The organism is Gemmatimonadales bacterium (genome assembly GCA_035502185.1).
Lineage (GTDB): Bacteria > Gemmatimonadota > Gemmatimonadetes > Gemmatimonadales > JACORV01 > Fen-1245.
This window is the reverse complement of sequence record DATJUT010000059.1, coordinates 31453-48124: the sequence shown is the minus strand read 5'-3', so window position 1 is coordinate 48124 and position 16672 is coordinate 31453. Positions and strand designations below refer to the sequence as shown.

At 72.4% G+C, this 16672-nt stretch carries 14 protein-coding genes; all 14 read right to left on the bottom strand.

Annotated elements, in window-relative coordinates; all coding sequences use genetic code 11:
- Positions 1 to 3 precede the first annotated feature (3 nt).
- The 14 genes from VMF70_07960 to VMF70_07895 all read right to left on the bottom strand — a co-directional run bounded on the left by VMF70_07960 (position 4) and on the right by VMF70_07895 (position 16602).
- On the bottom strand, positions 4 to 993 hold the full coding sequence (locus tag VMF70_07960) for a polyprenyl synthetase family protein (GenBank protein ID HTT67947.1): 990 nt from the start codon (positions 991 to 993) through the stop codon (positions 4 to 6).
- Position 994: 1 nt separating this feature from the next.
- Complete coding sequence (locus VMF70_07955) at positions 995 to 3163, bottom strand: tetratricopeptide repeat protein (protein ID HTT67946.1); 2169 nt, start codon at positions 3161 to 3163, stop codon at positions 995 to 997.
- 12 nt (positions 3164 to 3175) lie between these two features.
- Positions 3176 to 4504 carry an imidazolonepropionase gene (hutI, locus tag VMF70_07950; protein ID HTT67945.1) on the bottom strand — a complete coding sequence of 443 codons (1329 nt, stop codon included), beginning with the start codon at positions 4502 to 4504 and terminating at the stop codon, positions 3176 to 3178.
- Positions 4497 to 6152, bottom strand: coding sequence for a urocanate hydratase (hutU, locus tag VMF70_07945; GenBank protein ID HTT67944.1), 1656 nt, complete (start codon positions 6150 to 6152; stop codon positions 4497 to 4499). Before hutU ends, hutI begins: the two co-directional genes overlap by 8 nt.
- A gap of 173 nt (positions 6153 to 6325) precedes the next feature.
- Positions 6326 to 7144, bottom strand: coding sequence for a hypothetical protein (locus VMF70_07940; protein ID HTT67943.1), 819 nt, complete (start codon positions 7142 to 7144; stop codon positions 6326 to 6328).
- 184 nt (positions 7145 to 7328) lie between these two features.
- Complete coding sequence (locus VMF70_07935; protein HTT67942.1) at positions 7329 to 10166, bottom strand: putative LPS assembly protein LptD; 2838 nt, start codon at positions 10164 to 10166, stop codon at positions 7329 to 7331.
- Complete coding sequence (gene tatC / locus VMF70_07930) at positions 10167 to 10955, bottom strand: twin-arginine translocase subunit TatC (GenBank protein ID HTT67941.1); 789 nt, start codon at positions 10953 to 10955, stop codon at positions 10167 to 10169.
- 12 nt (positions 10956 to 10967) lie between these two features.
- Positions 10968 to 11816, bottom strand: a complete 849-nt coding sequence (locus VMF70_07925; protein ID HTT67940.1) for a tetratricopeptide repeat protein — start codon at positions 11814 to 11816, stop codon at positions 10968 to 10970.
- The gene (gene pal / locus VMF70_07920; protein HTT67939.1) at positions 11816 to 12457 is read right to left on the bottom strand and encodes a peptidoglycan-associated lipoprotein Pal; all 642 of its coding nucleotides are present in this window, start codon (positions 12455 to 12457) and stop codon (positions 11816 to 11818) included. Before pal ends, VMF70_07925 begins: the two co-directional genes overlap by 1 nt.
- Positions 12454 to 13761: a hypothetical protein gene (locus tag VMF70_07915; GenBank protein HTT67938.1), complete on the bottom strand. Its 1308-nt coding sequence runs from the start codon at positions 13759 to 13761 to the stop codon at positions 12454 to 12456. The genes pal and VMF70_07915 overlap by 4 nt, the downstream gene beginning before the upstream one ends.
- On the bottom strand, positions 13758 to 14531 hold the full coding sequence (locus tag VMF70_07910; GenBank protein ID HTT67937.1) for a TonB C-terminal domain-containing protein: 774 nt from the start codon (positions 14529 to 14531) through the stop codon (positions 13758 to 13760). Before VMF70_07910 ends, VMF70_07915 begins: the two co-directional genes overlap by 4 nt.
- Complete coding sequence (locus VMF70_07905; protein ID HTT67936.1) at positions 14528 to 14941, bottom strand: ExbD/TolR family protein; 414 nt, start codon at positions 14939 to 14941, stop codon at positions 14528 to 14530. Before VMF70_07905 ends, VMF70_07910 begins: the two co-directional genes overlap by 4 nt.
- Positions 14942 to 15652: a MotA/TolQ/ExbB proton channel family protein gene (locus VMF70_07900; protein ID HTT67935.1), complete on the bottom strand. Its 711-nt coding sequence runs from the start codon at positions 15650 to 15652 to the stop codon at positions 14942 to 14944. It lies immediately after the preceding gene.
- Positions 15652 to 16602 (bottom strand): NAD-dependent epimerase/dehydratase family protein, encoded by a 951-nt coding sequence (locus VMF70_07895; GenBank protein ID HTT67934.1) that lies wholly within the window; start codon positions 16600 to 16602, stop codon positions 15652 to 15654. The genes VMF70_07900 and VMF70_07895 overlap by 1 nt, the downstream gene beginning before the upstream one ends.
- Positions 16603 to 16672 lie beyond the last annotated feature (70 nt).

Sequence of the window (16672 nt, the reverse complement as noted above, 5' to 3'; positions counted from 1 at the left end):
GGCTCAGCGACGCCGCTCGACGGCGTACACGATCGCGTCCCGCAGCGCGTCGCGGGCCGACGACGACGGCAGGTCGTCGAGCGCCGCCTCCGCCTCGGCCGCGAACGCCGCCGCCCGGTCGCGCGCGTAGTCCAGCCCGCCGTGCTGCTCGACCAGCTGCACCACCTGCGCCACCTGCTCGTCGTCGGGCGCCGCCTGCCGGAACAGCGCCTCCACCGGCTGGCGCTGCGCCGCCGACAGCCGCCCCAGCACGGCGATCAGGGGCAGCGTGACCTTGTGCTCCTTCAGATCGTGCCCCGACGGCTTGCCGGTCACCGCTTCCCCCTCGGTGTAGTCCAGCAGGTCGTCGGTGATCTGGAACGCCATCCCGAGCGCGTCGCCGTAGCGCCGCGCCGCCAGCCGCTGGACCGGCCCGGCCCGGAGCGCGCCCACCTCGCACGCCGCCGCGAACAGCGAGGCCGTCTTCGACCGGCACAGCAGCTCGTACTGCTGCTCGTCGAAGTCCAGCGCGTCGTACGCCGCCAGCTGCCGCATCTCCCCGACGGTCATCGCGTCGGTGACCCGCGCCAGCACCCGGATCGGCTCCAGGTCGTCCAGCCGCGCCAGCTCGATGATCGCGCGCGAGTACAGGTAGTCGCCCATGATCACCGACACCTGGTGGCTGAACAGCGTATTCACCGTGGGCATACCCCGGCGCAGCACCGAGTGGTCCACCGAGTCGTCGTGCACCAGCGTGGCCAGGTGGATCAGCTCCACGATCGCCGCCAGCGACACCACGCGCGGGTCGCCCGTCGCGCACGCGTCGTCGGTGAGGAGCAGCAGCGTCGGCCGGAACAGCTTCCCCTTCATGTGCAGCAGGTGCCGGTTCACCTCCTGCATCAGCGGCACGTCCGCCGCGATCATCCGGCCGACCTCGGCGGTGACCGTGTCCAGCGCCTCGGCCACCGGCCGCTGGATGTCCACCAACGTCACGCTCGCCGCCTGGCGGGGCATCCTACACCGTCGCGCGCGACAGCGCCTTCACCCGCTGGCTCACGTCCTGGAAGGTGATTTCCACCGCGAACACGCGGTTGTACGAGGCCAACGCGTCGGCCCCCTTGCCCAGCTCCTCCTGCGTCCGGCCCAGCCAGTAGAGCAGGCCCACGCGATCCGCGTCGCCCGCCGCGGGCAGCTCCAGTGCGCGGCGCAGGATCGTCTCGGCCACCGTGAACTGGCCCTTCTCGAAGAAGCACAGTCCCAGCGCCTCCGACGCCTTGAGCCGGCCCTCGCTGCCGCGCAGCGCCTTCTGGAACTCCGCGATCGCCTCGTCCAGCAGGCCCATCTCCTTGTACGCCACGCCCAGGTCGTAGTGGCTCTGGAAGTCGGATTCCTCGACGTTGGCCTCCACGCCCCTCTTGAAGGCCGTGAGCATCGTCTGGAAGTCCTGCTGCTCGTCCCCGGACGGCTCCTCGTCCTCGATGCGCATCCGGGTGTCCTTCGGCCCCTCGTCCTCCAGGAGCAGCGCCCCCAGATCGACGTAGCCCCCGCTGGGCACGGCCGTCGGCGCCGGCTCCGGCGCGGCCGGCATCTCGAGCGGCATCCCCGGGCTCAGGGTCTCGATGCCCGTCTTCGCCCGCACGTTGCCCGGGTCGTGCTCGAGCACCCGCTGGTAGACGGCGAGGGCCTTCTCGGCCTCCCCCGAGCGCAGCAGGGCGTCCCCCAGCTCGAGGTACGCGCCCGCCAGCCGCTGGCGGTCGCCCTGCCGGTAGGCGAGCTCGACGCACTTCTGGTGGTACCGGACGCTGTTCGGATCGAGCCGCAGCAGCTCCTCGGCGATCGCGTACGCGCCGTCCAGGTCGTCCGACTGCTCCAGCCCCTCGAGCGCCACGTCGAACTCGCTGAACGCGCGCTCGCGCTGGCCGGCCTCGATGAGGACCTCGCCCAGCAGCCGGTGCGCGTGCCAGTCGCCGGCGTTCGCGGCGACGCGCGCCTCGAGCTCCTCGATCGACGGCGCCCTGACCACCTCGCTGACGTCGAGGAACTCCATCTCGGGCTCGGCCGCCTCCTCCGCCGGCGCTTCCACCTCGCCGAGATCCAGCAGCGGCAGGTCGCCGACGCCCGCCCCGGCCGGCTCCTCGACCTCCTCCACGGCCGCCCCGGGGGCTTCCTCGACGACCTCCGGCTCGGGCTCGGCCGCCGGGGCCTCCAGCTCCGCCAGCTCCAGGTCGCCGACCTCCCCGGCCGGTGGCGCCTCGGCGGTGGGGGGCTCGACCGCGGCCGACGTCGGCTCCAGGCCGAGCGGCGGAGCCGCCAGCTCGTCGGCGCCGATCAGGGACGTCGCCTCGAGCTCGAGCATCGGGAGCTCGGGCCCCGGCGCCTCCTCCTCTTCGGGGACGAGAGACGTCGGCTCGATCTCGAGCGCCAGGGGCTCGGTCTCGGGAGCCCCGCGGTGCGGCCTCGGGGTGGGAGTGGGCGGCGCCGGCGGCATGATCGCGGGGGCGCTGCCGCGCGGCGAGGGCTCCAGGTCCAGGAAGACCAGCTCGCCCTTCTTGCTCGGCTTCTCCTCCGGCAGCTCCTCGCCGGTGATCATGTGCCGGCTGAGGCGCGACTTGCGGTGGTGGGCGCGGTCCTTGTACTCGAACTCGCTCAGCAGCTTCTCGACCTGCTGCTTCTGATCCGGCGTCCGCGCCGTGGCCCGGGCCTGCTGGGCCAGCACCGACCAGATGTCCTCCTGGCCCGGCGTCATCTCGGCGAACTTCTTCAGGGCCTTGAACGCCTCCTCCAGCTGGCCGGCCTTCTGCATCCGGTCCGCGTACTCGAGGAGGTTGGTCTTGGCCTCGGCGCCGAACCCCTTGGTCGCGAACAGCATGCCGAGCTTGAGGTAGACCTGGGCGCGGCCGGGGGCGATCCGGAGCACCTTGTTGCAGAGCGCGATCGCGTTGTTGTCGAGCCCGATCTCGGCGTACTTGTCGACCGCGCGCTCGTAGTAGACGATCGCGTTCTGCCCCTGCCCGATCTTCTGGTAGAGGTCACCGACGCGGTTGTAGATGGAGAGGTCGGCTTCGGCATCGGGAGCCGCCTCCATCTCTTCGATGAGGCCGACGTACTCCTCGATAGCCTTCGCCCACTGCTCCTTCAGCTCGTACTTTCGCGCTCTTTCTTTGTACTTCTCCAGATTGGCCATGCGCCTGGCGGTTCAGGAGAGTGGCGGAGACAGCGGACCCCCAGTAGAACCTGCGGAAGATATTCCCGGCCCCGGAGCGTGACAAGGACGACCGGCGGCGTAAACTCGCCAGGCAAGCGGCATTCCATACCAGTAGGCCAGCTCCCGGACGTCCCGGCAGTTCCACACCACCAGGTCCGCCGCCAGTCCCACGGCCACCCGGCCCTTCACGGCCGCGAGTCCCAGGGCGTGGGCGGCGTTGGCCGTGGCGGCGATGAACGCCTCCTCCGGCTGGAGCCGTGCCTGGCTCACGGCCAGGGCCATCATCAGCGGCAGGTTGGCGCCCGGGGAGGATCCCGGGTTGAAGTCGGTCGCCAGGGCCACGATGGCGCCCGCGTCCACCAGCTCCCGGGCCGGCGCCTGCCGCGTCCGGCCCAGGAACAGGAGCGTGCCGGGCAGGAGCACCGCCACCGTCTCGCTCGCCGCCAGCGCCTCGATGCCCGCCGCGGAGACGGCGCCGAGGTGGTCGGCCGAGGCCGCACCGAGCCTCGCGGCCAGCTCCGCCCCTCCGGAGGGGTCCAGCTCGTCCGCGTGCACCTTGAGGCCGAGTCCGAGGGCCGCCGCCGCGCCGAGGATGGCCGCGCTCTCCTCGACGCTGAACACGCCCGGCTCGCAGAAGACGTCGCAGTACGCGGCCAGGCCGGCCTGGGCCACGGCCGGCAGCATCTCCTCGATCACGAGCCGGAGGTAGGCGTCGCGCCGCGACCGGAAGTCCGGCGGCACCTCGTGGGCGCCGAGAAAGGTGGCCACCAGCCGCTGGGGAACCAGCTCGCGCAGCCGGGCGACGACCCGGAGCGCCTTGAGCTCGGGCTCCAGGGCCAGACCGTAGCCGGACTTGATCTCCACGACCGTGGTCCCGAGCGACGCCATCATCGCGAGCCGCGGCAGCGCCAGCGCCACCAGCTCGTCCTCGCTGCGGGCGCGGAAGTCGGCGACGGTGGACAGGATCCCGCCCCCCGCCGCCGCGATGGACTTGTAGTCCTCGCCCCGGGCGCGGCGGGCGTGGTCCCCGAGCCGCGGCCGGCCGAACACGGCGTGGGTGTGCGCGTCCACCAGCCCCGCGGTGACCAGCCGGCCGCCGCAATCCACCACGGTGTCGGGGACCGCGGCGTCGTGGTACCACTCCCCGACCTCGTCGTCGGGCGCGATCAAGGCGACGCGATCGTCCTCGATCCCGATTCCGACGCCCTGCAGCACGCCCACGTCGTACCAGGACGGGTGGCGGACCGGTCCGGGGGCGACCGGGCCGGTCGCCACGGCGCCCACGTTCACGAGCGCCAGCCGGCGGCCGGGATCAGCCATGCATCGGGAGCCGGAGGCCCTGGCGCCGCGCGGTCTCGATCGCGAGGTCGTAGCCGGCGTCGGCGTGGCGCACCACGCCCAGGCCGGGGTCGTTCGTGAGCACGCGCTCCAGCCGCGCCGCCGCCGCCTCGGTGCCCTCGGCCACGATCACCTGCCCGGCGTGCAGGGAGTTGCCGATGCCGACGCCGCCGCCGTGATGGAAGGAGACCCAGGACGCGCCGCTGGCGACGTTGAGCATCGCGTTGAGGACGGGCCAGTCGGCGATGGCGTCGCTGCCGTCGCGCATCCCTTCCGTCTCGCGGAACGGGGAGGCCACCGAGCCCGTGTCGAGGTGGTCGCGCCCGATCACGACCGGGGCGGTGATCTCGCCCTTCGCGACCAGCTCGTTGAGGGCGAGGCCGAAGCGCGCGCGCTCGCCCTGTCCCAGCCAGCAGATGCGCGCCGGCAGTCCCTGGAACGCCACCCGCTCGCGGGCGAGCCGGATCCAGCGCCGCAGGTGCTCGTTGTCCGGGAACAGCTCGAGCACCAGCTCGTCGGTGCGCGCCAGGTCCTTCGGGTCGCCCGACAGCGTGACCCAGCGGAACGGGCCCTTCCCTTCGCAGAACAGCGGGCGGACGTAGGCGGGCACGAACCCCGGGAAGTCGAACGCATCCTCCACGCCGGCGTCGTGCGCCTGGGTGCGGAGGTTGTTGCCGTAGTCGAACGTCACCGCGCCCTGGCGCATCAGGTCCAGCATCGCGCGGACGTGCACGGCCATGGAGTCCATCGCGCGGCGCACGTAGGACTTCGGGTCGGCCGCGCGGAGCGCGGCCGCGGCCGCCACGTCGAGCCCGGAGGGCACGTAGCCGTTGAGCGGGTCGTGCGCCGAGGTCTGGTCGGTGAGCACGTCCGGCACCACGCCGCGGCGGACCAGCTCGGGCAGCACGTCGGCGCAGTTGCCGGCGAGTCCCACGCTCAGCGCGCGGCCCTGGCGCTTCGCCTCGTCGCACCAGCGCAGCGCCTCGTCGAGCGAGGCGGTCTCGCGATCCAGATAGCGCGTCTCGATGCGCCGGCGGATCCTGGCCGGGTCCACCTCGACGCCGAGGAACACGGCCTCGTTCATCGTCGCGGCCAGCGGCTGGGCTCCCCCCATCCCGCCCAGGCCGCCGGAGACGACCAGCCGGCCCTTGAGCGAGCCGCCGAAATGCTGGCGGCCCACCGCGCCGAACGTCTCGTAGGTGCCCTGCAGGATGCCCTGCGTGCCGATGTAGATCCACGAGCCGGCCGTCATCTGGCCGTACATGATGAGGCCCTTCTTCTCCAGCTCGCGGAACACGTCCCAGGTGGCCCAGCGGCCGACGAGGTTGGCGTTGGCGATCAGCACCCGCGGCGCGTCGGGATGGGTCGTGAAGATGCCGACCGGCTTGCCGCTCGCCACCAGGAGCGTCTCGTCGTTCTCCAGGCTCGTGAGCGAGGCGACGATCGCGTCGAACGCCTCCCACGAACGCGCCGCGCGGCCGGTGCCGCCGTACACCACCAGGTCGTCCGGCCGCTCCGCCACGTCGGGATCCAGGTTGTTCATCAGCATCCGCATCGCGGCTTCCTGGATCCAGCCCTTGCAGCTGATCCCCGGGCCGCGCGGCGCCCGGACGGTGCGTGCGCGATTCATGGCGGGGAAGGTAATGCGGGGTCAAGTGAGAGGTGAGGGGTCAGAGGTGAGAGGTTCAGGTGAGAGGTGAGGAGCCAACGGCGTGAGAGGTGAGACGCGAAAGGCGTGAGAGGGACTCACCTCTCACGCCTCTCACCTCTCACTTCGCCTTCTCACCTCTCACTTCTCACCCCTCACCTCTTGCGCTGTATCAGCTCCGGATTCCCCGGATCCGTCTGGTACGACCAGTCGAAGATCACGTAGTTCGGGCCCACCGCGCTAACCCGGATGGCGCCGTACTGATAGAACGCCCCGCCGCGGATCTGGAACACGTAGCCCCACTGCGGCACCGCCTCGAACATCGCGTCGCTGTAGCCAGCGGCCGGTGCGAGGTCGATGGCCGTCAGGTCCGCAATCGGCGTGTTGCCGTAGAGCTGCATCGAGTCGCTGCCCTGCGGCACGATGAAAATGCCGCCCGAGGCATGCTCGACCACGAAGTCCACGGCTGGCGTGCCCGCCGGGTACACCACGCCGTTGTGGGAAGCGTCGATCCAGAAGCGGAACGCGCTCTGCGTACCGCCCAGCGTGTCGCTCGTGAACACGAGCACGTTCTGGCCGTCCGGCCGCGGCGTGTCGTTCCTGACGGGCGACGGATCGCTCTGGATGTTGTCCAGCGACACCGCCGTGACCTCGAAGCACCCGGGCACTCCGTTGGTGAGCGCCCCCACCAGGAACTCCGGCGAGACGGTCGTGCCCTCGGTGACCCACGAGCTGCCGCACAGGTTGTGGTCGAGGTCGTAGCTCGTGCTGTACACCTGGTAGTACGCGAAGTCGTTCGGGTCCGACGTGTACGCGTTGTCGGACCACTCCAGGTGCACGGCGCCGTTGAGGGAGATGCTGTTCAACGAGGCCGGCGCCGGCAGCTGAACGCCGCCCGGTCCCGTGACGGATCCGCGATCGTAGCACGCCGCGAGGAGCAGCGTGGCGGCGGCGACGAGCGGGACTCCTGACATCAACCGGCGCATCGGGCTCTCCCGTGAAGTTCGACCCCCAACAACGCACGGGCCGTGCCCGGCGCCCGCAAACCCGTAACCTCTTGCAGCCGAACGACGTACGTGCCGTCCTGTGACCCGCAGCACAGGCCCCGCTGTCCCTCCGGAGGGACACCCGCTCGTGTCGTCCTTCGCACTCGACCGGTCACTGCGTAGGCACGTTGCGCTGGTCGTAGTCGAACTTGATCTCGGGCTGCGGGATCAGCGCAATGTTGAAGTTGAACACGACGTTGCCGTTGGGCGATTGCACGAGGCTGAACGTCGCCCGCCAGTCGTGGAGGTCCCGGTCCAGCCGGAGCACGTGCGAGCCGAACTTCCCCGCGTGGAGATCGTAGAGCGTCTCCCACGAGACCGACCAGTGCCGCGTCGGCGCGAAGTGGAGGCTCCCGCTGATGGTGCTCTGCGGGACGGGAAAGACCTGGGCCTGGTGGGTCCGGAGGGCGACCGCCGAGTCGATCGGGCGCTGCCGGGAGAGGTCGAAGGCGAGGGACGCGCTGAAGCCCGAGCTGCCGCCGCTGCGCGGGGCCAGCTGGTCGAGCGCGGTGGGCGTGTTGGACAGCGGGCCGCGCTGGTACGCGTCGTTGAACAGGTGCGGCATCGCCAGCGTGTCGGGGCCGGTCCGGGTGCTGTCCCGCCGCCCCCCCTGCGCGGCCGTGGCGGGCTGGCTCGACAGCCCCAGCAGCGCGCCGATCCAGCGCAGCAGGCTCGGCCCCAGCCCGAAGCGCGCCGAGACGCTGGTCAGGTAGGGATGGAAGCGCGAGGTGGAGGAACCCACGGGCCCGTCGAACAGCGAGTGCGCGGTCGAGAAGCTGAACCCGGGCAGCAGGTCGGTGGCGAAGGTGTTGGTCAGCCCGCCCGACACCCAGCCCGTGTGCCCGCCCTGCTTCGCCTGCTCGAGGTCCACGCCGATCCCGCTGGTCTGGATGGACAGCAGCTTGATCTTGCGCCCCTCGGGCGGGGGCGCCCCCGTCGTGTCGGCGCTGGCCGGCAGCGGTGGCGGCTTCAGCTTGGCCTCGAAGTTCTGCGACAGGCCGAAGGTGAGCGTCTGCGTGGCGAGGCTGCGCGTCGTGGTGACCGGGCCGCCCGCGGCGATCGCCCGTGCGTACGCGAGCGGGATGGTCGCCGCGGGCGCGTACGACCAGCTGATGCTCGGGGAGATCGAATGACGGATCCGGGCGATGGGGCCGAGGCCCGGGAACAGGCCGAAGAAGGTCGGCGACACCGACAGCGAGTAGCCGAGCCGCTTGCCCTGGGTCACGAACGCGCCGTTGGTGAACCGGTTGCGCACCATGAACGGGCCGCCGGTGGTGTTCACGATGTTGACGCTGGGCTGCAGGTTCCACGAGCCCTGCAGCAGCAGCGGCAGGCCGATCCCGGTGCTCCAGTCCAGGTCGGTCTGGAACGTCTGGTCGTAGGTCCGCACCAGGTGGCGGGACGTGTCGGTCGGATCCGGGATGGTGTCCACCACCCGCAGGTTGCTCCACTGGTCGTTCACCGTGACCGAGTTGCTCCAGTTCCAGCGCCCGATCCGGACCGGGGTGGAAATCGCCACCGAGGTCTGGCGGTTGTCGGTGTAACGGAGCGACGAGTCGGCCGGCGACGTGCCGTAGATGGTGCTGACGACCGGGTTCCCCGGCGCCCCGTGGCTCAGCAGCGCATTGGTCAGGCTGAACGACGGGCTCCAGGTCACGTTCTCGGAGATGGCGATCGGGTTGGGCGTGAACGACAGGGTCGGAAACGACGTGGTGACCTGGGAGGTGTTCAGCGACTGCGTCCGGCTGCCTCCCACGTTCAGGGAGCCCCACGCGAACCGCTGGGAGAAGTTGAGGCGGCTGTCGATGTTCGAGACGGCCAGGACCGGGTCCACCGCGTTGCGCGAGATCACACTCGAGCTGGTGGCGTAGTCCAGGCTGGCGGTGAGGTGGCTGTTGAGCGAGAAGTCCTGCATGTGGCTCCACGAGATCCGGTCGCTGGTGCTGCCGTTGAACTCGTGGATCTCGGAGAAGGCGATGCCCCCGGTCACGAACCGGTTCAGCCACCGGTACCGGATGCGGCCGTTGAACTGCAGGCTCTGCTGCGCGTACCAGTCCATGGTCAGCTGGGCGTCGGAGTAGTCGTTGATCGCCCAGTAGTAGCCCAGGTTGTTCACGTGGCGGTGGTAGGTCGGCGAGTTGCGGACGATGTCGCTCAGGCCGAACTGCGGGGGGATCAGGCCCGAGCGGCGGCCGCGCCGCATGTCCTGGAAGATGAAGGGCAGCCACATGATCGGCACGTCGGCGATGTACAGCACCGCGGGCCGCGCGACCATCAGCGTCTTCGACACCCACTTCACCTCGCGCGCGGCGAAGTGGTAGTGCGGATCGGGCAGCTCGCAGCTGGTGATGCTCGAGCCGGCGGCGTAGACGCGGTTCTCCTCGTTGTCCACCGCGAGGTTCCCGAGCAGGTACCAGGTCGCCGCCTCCTCCTTGAAGTCCGTCTTGGCCGTGCCGATGAGACCGGCGTGGTTGCAGGCGTCGTACAGCATCCCGTGGCCCACCATCACTCCGGTCTGATCGAACAGCTCGGGAGAGCCGGCGGCGTGCAGCGCGCAGTTGTGCTCGGCGTAGTTGATCGTGTCGGCCTGGAGCGTGGAGCCGTCCCGCGCCACCAGCGCCTGGCCGCTCATCCGGATCTCCTTCGCGGGCGGCAGGAACTGCACCGAGTCGGCGCTGTAGCGGGTCACCCGGAAGCCGCGCAGGTCGAGCAGGGCCTGCTCGACCGAGTCGGCCTCCTGGAAGGAGCGCGACGGGCCGGAGGGCAGGCCCGAGCCCCGACCCACCTTCGACGTGTCGGCGAGCGAATCGCGCGGCGACCGCTGGGCGCCTGGTGCCGCGCCCTGTGCCGCGCCCGGGACCGGCCGGGGCTTGCCGGGCAAGGGCACCTGCGCCGTCGCGGGGGCGGCCAGCACCGCCAGCGCGGCCACCACGAGCCAGCGCCGGGGCACCTAAGCCCCGCTGGTGGCGGCGACCGCCTCGGCGGCGGCCTCCGCCCGCGCCCGCCGGCGCTCCATCACCCTGGCGATGACGACCGTGATCTCGTACAGCAGCTGCACCGGCACCATCATCAGCGTCATCGAGATCAGGTCCGGCGGCGCCAGCAGCATCGACAGGAAGGCGTTGCCGGCGATCGCGAACCGGCGGTTCCGGCTCAGGAAGCCGGCCGTGATGACCCTCAGGTACACCAGCATCAGCAGCACCAGCGGCAGCTCGAAAATGGCGCCGAAGGCGATCACCACCTGCGCCGCGAAGCCGAAGTACTCCTTCGCGGTGACGATCGGCTGCAGGCTCTGCGACTGGAAGCCGAACAGCACCCGGATCGCGGTCGGCAGGATCAGGAAGTACGCCATGGCGACGCCCGCGAGGAACAGCGCGACGGCCGCCAGCGACACGGGGAGCACGACCCGGCGCTCCTTCTCGTACAGCGCCGGGGAGAGGAACCGCCACAGCTGCCAGATGATCACCGGCGAGGCGAGCACCAGGCCGACGAAGAACGCCAGCTTGAGGGTGATCATGAACGGCTCGATGGGGCTGGTGAAGTACAGCTTGCCGCCCGCGAGCCGCGGGGCGATGGGCCGCATCAGCAGGCCCATCACGTCGAGCTGGTCCACCAGCACGAAGCCCACCACGAACGCGATGGTCAGCGCCAGCAGGCTCCAGATCAGGCGCCAGCGCAGCTCCTCGAGATGATCGAGGAAGGGCATCTCGCCCCGCTCGTTGCGCTTGAACCTGGGCACGCGGGCCGCCGGTTACGGCTTGGGCCGGGGCGCGGCCGGAGGCGGGGCGCCGAGCGAGCGCAGCTGCTCGCGGGCCAGCGCGGCCTCCGCCGACGCCGGGAACGCGGCCACCAGGGAGCTGAACTGGGCGACCGCGTCGTCGCGGTGCCCGGCGGCGAGCGCGATCAGCCCCAGCTTGTACAGGGCCGCGGCCGTGTGCGTCGACGTGGGGTAGTGCTGCACCACCTGGCGGTACGCCGCTGCGGCCGAGTCACCGTGCTGCTCGGCCGACCAGGCCTCGCCAGTGAAGAAGTACGCGTCGCCGGCGCGCGCGTGGGTCGGGTAGAGCCTCAGGAACTCCGCGAAGGCGCCGCGCGCGGTGGCCGGGCTGCCGCGCCGCAGCTGCTGCAGTCCCAGCTCCATCAGCTGGTCCGGCCCGGGACCGGCCGGCGCGGCGGGCGGCGCCGCCGCCGCGGGGCTCCCCTGCCCCGGGGTCGGCGCGGCGGCGGGTGCGGCGGCTGCCGGCGGGGCCGCCAGCTGGCTGGAGCGCTCCTCGAGCTGGGCGCGCAGCTCGGTCAGACGCTGCTGGCTCTGCCCGGTCAGCTCCTGCACGGCCACGAGCTGCTGCTGGACGTTGTACAGATCCACGCGCAGGTCGCCGCGCATCCCGCCGATCACGGTCCCCTGCGCGGCCAACGTGTCGAGCACGCCCTGCACCAGCCGGGCGATGGCCGACAGGTCGGCGCGCAGGGCCGAGTCGGAGCGTGCCGCGGCCTGCTGCTGCGCGTCGAGCTGCAGGCGCAGCCTGGTCACGTCGCTCCGCATGGCACAGGCGCCGGAGAGCAGCGCCGCCGCCACGATGCCGAGCCGCCACGGCCGCACTAGCGGGCCCCTTTCGTCACCACGAAGTCGTCCCGCCGGTTCTTCGCCCACGCCCCCTCGCTGTGCCCGGGGTCGAGCGGGTGCTCCTTGCCGTAGGAGACGATCTCCACGCGCGTGGCGGCGACCCCGTGCGCGGCCAGGTACCGCTTGGCCGCGGCCGCCCGGCGCTCGCCCAGCGCCAGGTTGTACTCCGTGGAGCCGCGCTCGTCGCAGTTGCCCGCGATCCGGATCTCGAGCCGCGCGTGCGCGGCCAGCACCGCGACCTTGCGGTCCAGCTGCGCCTGGTCCGTGGCCCCGATGTCCGCCCGGTCGTAGTCGAAGTGGATCGGCTCGGCCAGCAGCGCCGAATCGGCCGCGGCGAGCCCCGCCGGGGCACCCTTGGGTGCCGTGTCGGCGCTCACCTGCTGGACGCTCATCCGCACCGAGTCGGCCCGCACGCGCTCGCGCTCGGCCCGGGCGAGCGAGTCGGCCCGCGCGGCCGCCGCCGCGGAGTCCCGCCGGGCCGCGGCGATCGAGTCGGCCGCGCGCGCGAGGTCGGGCGCCGCGGCCACCGGGGTCGTCGGCGCCGGCGCCGGGGGCTTGCTGCAGGCCACCGCCAGGAACACCACCGCCGGTCCCGCTCTCCAGAGCCTGGCCATCATCGCGCCTCCGTCAGGAATGTACGACGCGGCGACCACGCGGGGAGCCGCGCGCCGCCCGTGGCGGCGAGCGGGCGCATCCGCCCGGTCTCGAGATCCACGATCCACAGCTGCCGGACGCCGCCCCGCGTGGACGCGAACGCCAGGTGCCGCCCGTCCGGCGCCCAGGTCGGGTCCTCGTTCCGCCCCTCGCCCGTGATCTGGCGCACGGCCCGCGTCGCCAGGTCCAGGACGAACACCTGCGGCACGCCCCCCACCTCCCGGTGGAACGCGATCGCCTGGCCGTCGGGCGACCACTCCGGGCCGTTGGACTGGCCCGTGGCGCCGTAGTCGAACCGCGCCAGGGCCTCCTGGCCGCTCCCGTCCGCCGACATCACGTACAGCTGCGGCGAGCCGGGGCGCGAGGAGACGAACGCCAGCCGCTGGCCGTCGGGGCTCCAGGTGGGCGAGAGGTTGTCGTAGTAGCGCCCCACCGTCAGCCGCGTCACGCAGCAGTGCCGCGCGACGTCGTACAGGTAGACGTCGGTGCCGTTCTCGTCGCCGTGCGCGTACGCGAGCCGCCGGCCGTCGGGGGAGAACTCGGGCGTGATGTTGACGCCGTACTCCGTGCCGGGCACGACCTCGCGGCTGCCCGACGCCAGGTCCTGGAGCACCAGCGGCCGGCCGCCGGGAACGAACGCGGTGTACGCCACGGTGCGACCGTCGGGCGACCATGCCGGCGAGAGCGTCGGCCGACCGGCCGCGGGCACGTTCGCCAGCCCCGCGCCGTCCGGGTCCACGCGCCACAGCCTGCCGTCCGACACGAACAGGATGGCCGTCGCGGCGACGCCCGGCGTGCCGGTGGCCCATCGCACGACTTCGTCGGCGACCCGGTGCACGGCGGCGCGCAGCGCCTCGCCGCCGGCCGGAAGCTGGAGCGACAGGTGGTTCCTCACGCTGCCCGCGCGCACGTCGTGCAGCTGCACGTCCACGTCGCCGCCCGGCCCGCCCGCCCCGACGACCGCCACCGCCAGGTCGGTGCCCAACGCCGTCAGCCCCGGGTAGTTCGGGGCGCCGCCCTGCATCGCGACCGTCGGGGGCGGCAGCAGCACCTCGAAGCGGTCGGAGTAGTCGAGGTCGCGCAGCAGGATCGCCCGCACGCTGTCCAGGGAAGCCGTGGCCACCGGCAGCACCGCGACGCTCGGCCGCGTGCCCGGCGTGTAGGTGATGCCGACCCGCACTCCGACGGGCGCGGGGCGGGTGCTGTCCTGCGAGCGAAGCGCGGCGGGCGCGAGCATCGCCACCGCCACCAGCCACCCGCGTCTCACCGCGCACTCCCGGGATTGAAGTAAAAGGAGACCGGCAGCACGTCCGGGCCGTAACCCGCCGGCAGCGCGCCGAACGCGCCGGCCCGGGCCGCGGCCTCGAGGGCCCCCTGCGCTTCGAGGTCGAAGGCGAACGAGCCCGAGCGCCGGATGAACAGCAGGCCGGTCACCGCGCCGTCCCGGTGCACCAGGAAGAAGATCTCAGCCTCCAGCCGGGCGTTGGACGGCGGCGGGCTCCACCGCCGGTACACCTGCGAGACCAGGTTGTGTAGATACCCCGGGAACGGGAATTCGACCCCCTCCGTCTTGATGGTCGTGACGTCCGAACCACCGGGGGATCCGCTCGGCATTCCGGGCGCTCCGCCGGATGCCGCGGCGCTCGCGGCCGGCGCCGGCGCTCGCGCGGGGGCGGCCGGAGGGCTGGTCGGCGCCGCGGGCTTGGGGGTCGCGGCCGGCGAGCGCGCGGGCGGCCTCACGGGCGCGGCCGGCGTCCGCCCGCGGGGCGCGGCTCGCACGGCAGGCTTCGGCGCCCGGCTCGCGGGCGCGGGCGTCACGGGCCGCGCGGTGCCCGCCGCGCCGGCGGGCGCCGCCGCCGGCGCGGTGCCGAGGGGGGCCACCAGCGTCACGCGGTACACGGGGGGCTGACGCGGGCGCGCCTTGAGGCCGCCCGCGGTCAGGAAGGTGAGCACCGCGAGCGCGTGCAACGCCGCCGAGCCCGCCACGCCGGGCAGGCCCAGGCGCTCCGACGCGGATCGGTGCCGCAGCCCCCTCACGGCCGGCCGGTCTCCTCCTCGGCCACCAGGCCGACGTCCCGGATGCCCGAGGCGCGGATCACGGCCAGCACCCGCACCACGTCGCCGTAGGAGGCCCCCTGGTCCGCGCGCAGGTACACGGCCGACGGCTTGCGGCGCGCCACCAGCGCGTTGAACGTCGCGCGGAAGTCTTCGTAGCTGAAGGCGGATTGATCCACGTACACCCGGCCGCGCCGGTCCACCGACACGACCACGCCCTGCTCCGGCTGGAGGGGTCGGGTCTCGACCCGCGGGAGCTGGACCTGCACGCCGCCCTGCATCATCGGCGCCGTGATCATGAAGATGATCAGCAGCACGAAGGCGACGTCCACCAGCGACGTGACGTTGATGTCCGCGTTGTACCCGGAGCGTGCACGGCGCCGGGCGGCCACCTACAACCTCCCCTCCCGGGCGAGCGTCACGATCAGCTCGCGGGCGAACCCCTCGAGCTCGGCCGCGACGAAGTTCTGCCGGGCCGTGAAGATGTTGTAGGCGATCACGGACGGAATCGCGACCGCCAGTCCGGCCACCGTCGCGACCAGCGCCTCGGCCACGCCGGGCGCGACCGCCGAGATGTTGCCGGACCCGCGCACCGAGATCCCGATGAAGGCGTCCATCACGCCGAGCACGGTGCCGAGCAGGCCGATGAGCGGGCTCACCGAGCCGAAGGTGGCGAGCCAGGGGATGTAGCGCCCGAGCTGGTCGTGCTCGGCGTCCACCTGGGTCTCGAGCACCATGCGCAGCGCCTCGAGCTGCGTGGGCGTGAGCACGCCGCCCGGCCCCGGCGCCTTGGCGAGCGCCCCGGGGCGCACGTCAGCGAAGAAGTTGAGCCCCTCGGTGAACAGGCGCGTGAACGGAGAGGGGGCGAGCCGGTCCACCGCCGCCCGCCCCTCCTCGAGCCGCGTGGCGTGCTCGGTGGCGTCGAAGAAGGCGTCCCCGGCGCGCCGGATGCGCCGGAACTGCCACAGCTTGGCGAAGATCAGGAACCACGAGACGGCGGAAAACACCGCCAGCACGCCGAGCACGATCTTGGTCGCGAAGCTCGAGACGGCGATCAGCTCCAGCTCGGTGGTGGGCACGGCGCCGCCGACCTGCAGCAGCATCACGAGGCGTCCCCGCGGATCCAGTCGTAGGTGCGCCGCAGCCCCTCGGTGAGCGGGACCTGCGGCCGCCAGCCCAGCAGCCGCTCCGCCTTGGCCGCCACCAGGGCGCTGGCCTGCAGCTCGCCCGCGCGCGCCGCCGCGCGCTCCACCTTCACGTCCACCGCGGCGACCGCCACCATCGCGTCGGCCAGCGCCGTGACGGAGGTCTCCACCCCGGTGCCCACGTTGAAGGCCCGCGCGTCCACCGTCCCGTCGAGCGGCGGCAGCGCCGCCTCGGCGGCCAGCACGTTGGCGCGCGCCACGTCGCCGACGTACACGTAGTCGCGCGTCTGGCTGCCGTCCCCGTACACCGTGAGCGGTTTCCGCGCGCGCAGGCGGTTGCCGAAGATCGCCACCACGCCCGCCTCGCCGTGCGGATCCTGGCGCGGCCCGTACACGTTCGCGTACCGCAGCGACACCGCCTCCAGTCCGAACAGCTGCGCGTAGCACGCGAGGTAGTACTCCGCCGCCAGCTTGCTCACGCCGTACGGCGAGACCGGCAGCTTGGGCGTGGTCTCCACGTGCGGCGGCTTGCGCTCGCCGTAGACCACGCCGCCCGAGGACGAGAACACCACGCGACGCGTGCCGCCCGCGCGGGCGCCCTCGAGCAGGTTGAGGAGTGCCAGCAGGTTCTCCCGCGCGTCGAGCATCGGATCGGACACCGAGACCCGCACGTCCACCTGCGCCGCGAGGTGCGCGATCACCTCGAATCCGCCGCCCGCAACCAGCGCGCGGGCCTCGGGCGACCCGAGGTCCAGCTGCCGGAAATCCGCCCCCTTCGGCACGTTCGGCGCCCGGCCCCGCGACAGGTTGTCGATGACGGTGACGTCGCACCCGGATGCCAGGAACGCGTCGGCCACGTGGGATCCGATGAACCCCGCACCCCCGGTGACGAGCACACGGCGTTTCATGCCCCGCAGGACCTCATGGATGGGCTTGGGCCGGCCGAGACCGGCGAGGAGACGGACCCGCCCGAGCGGG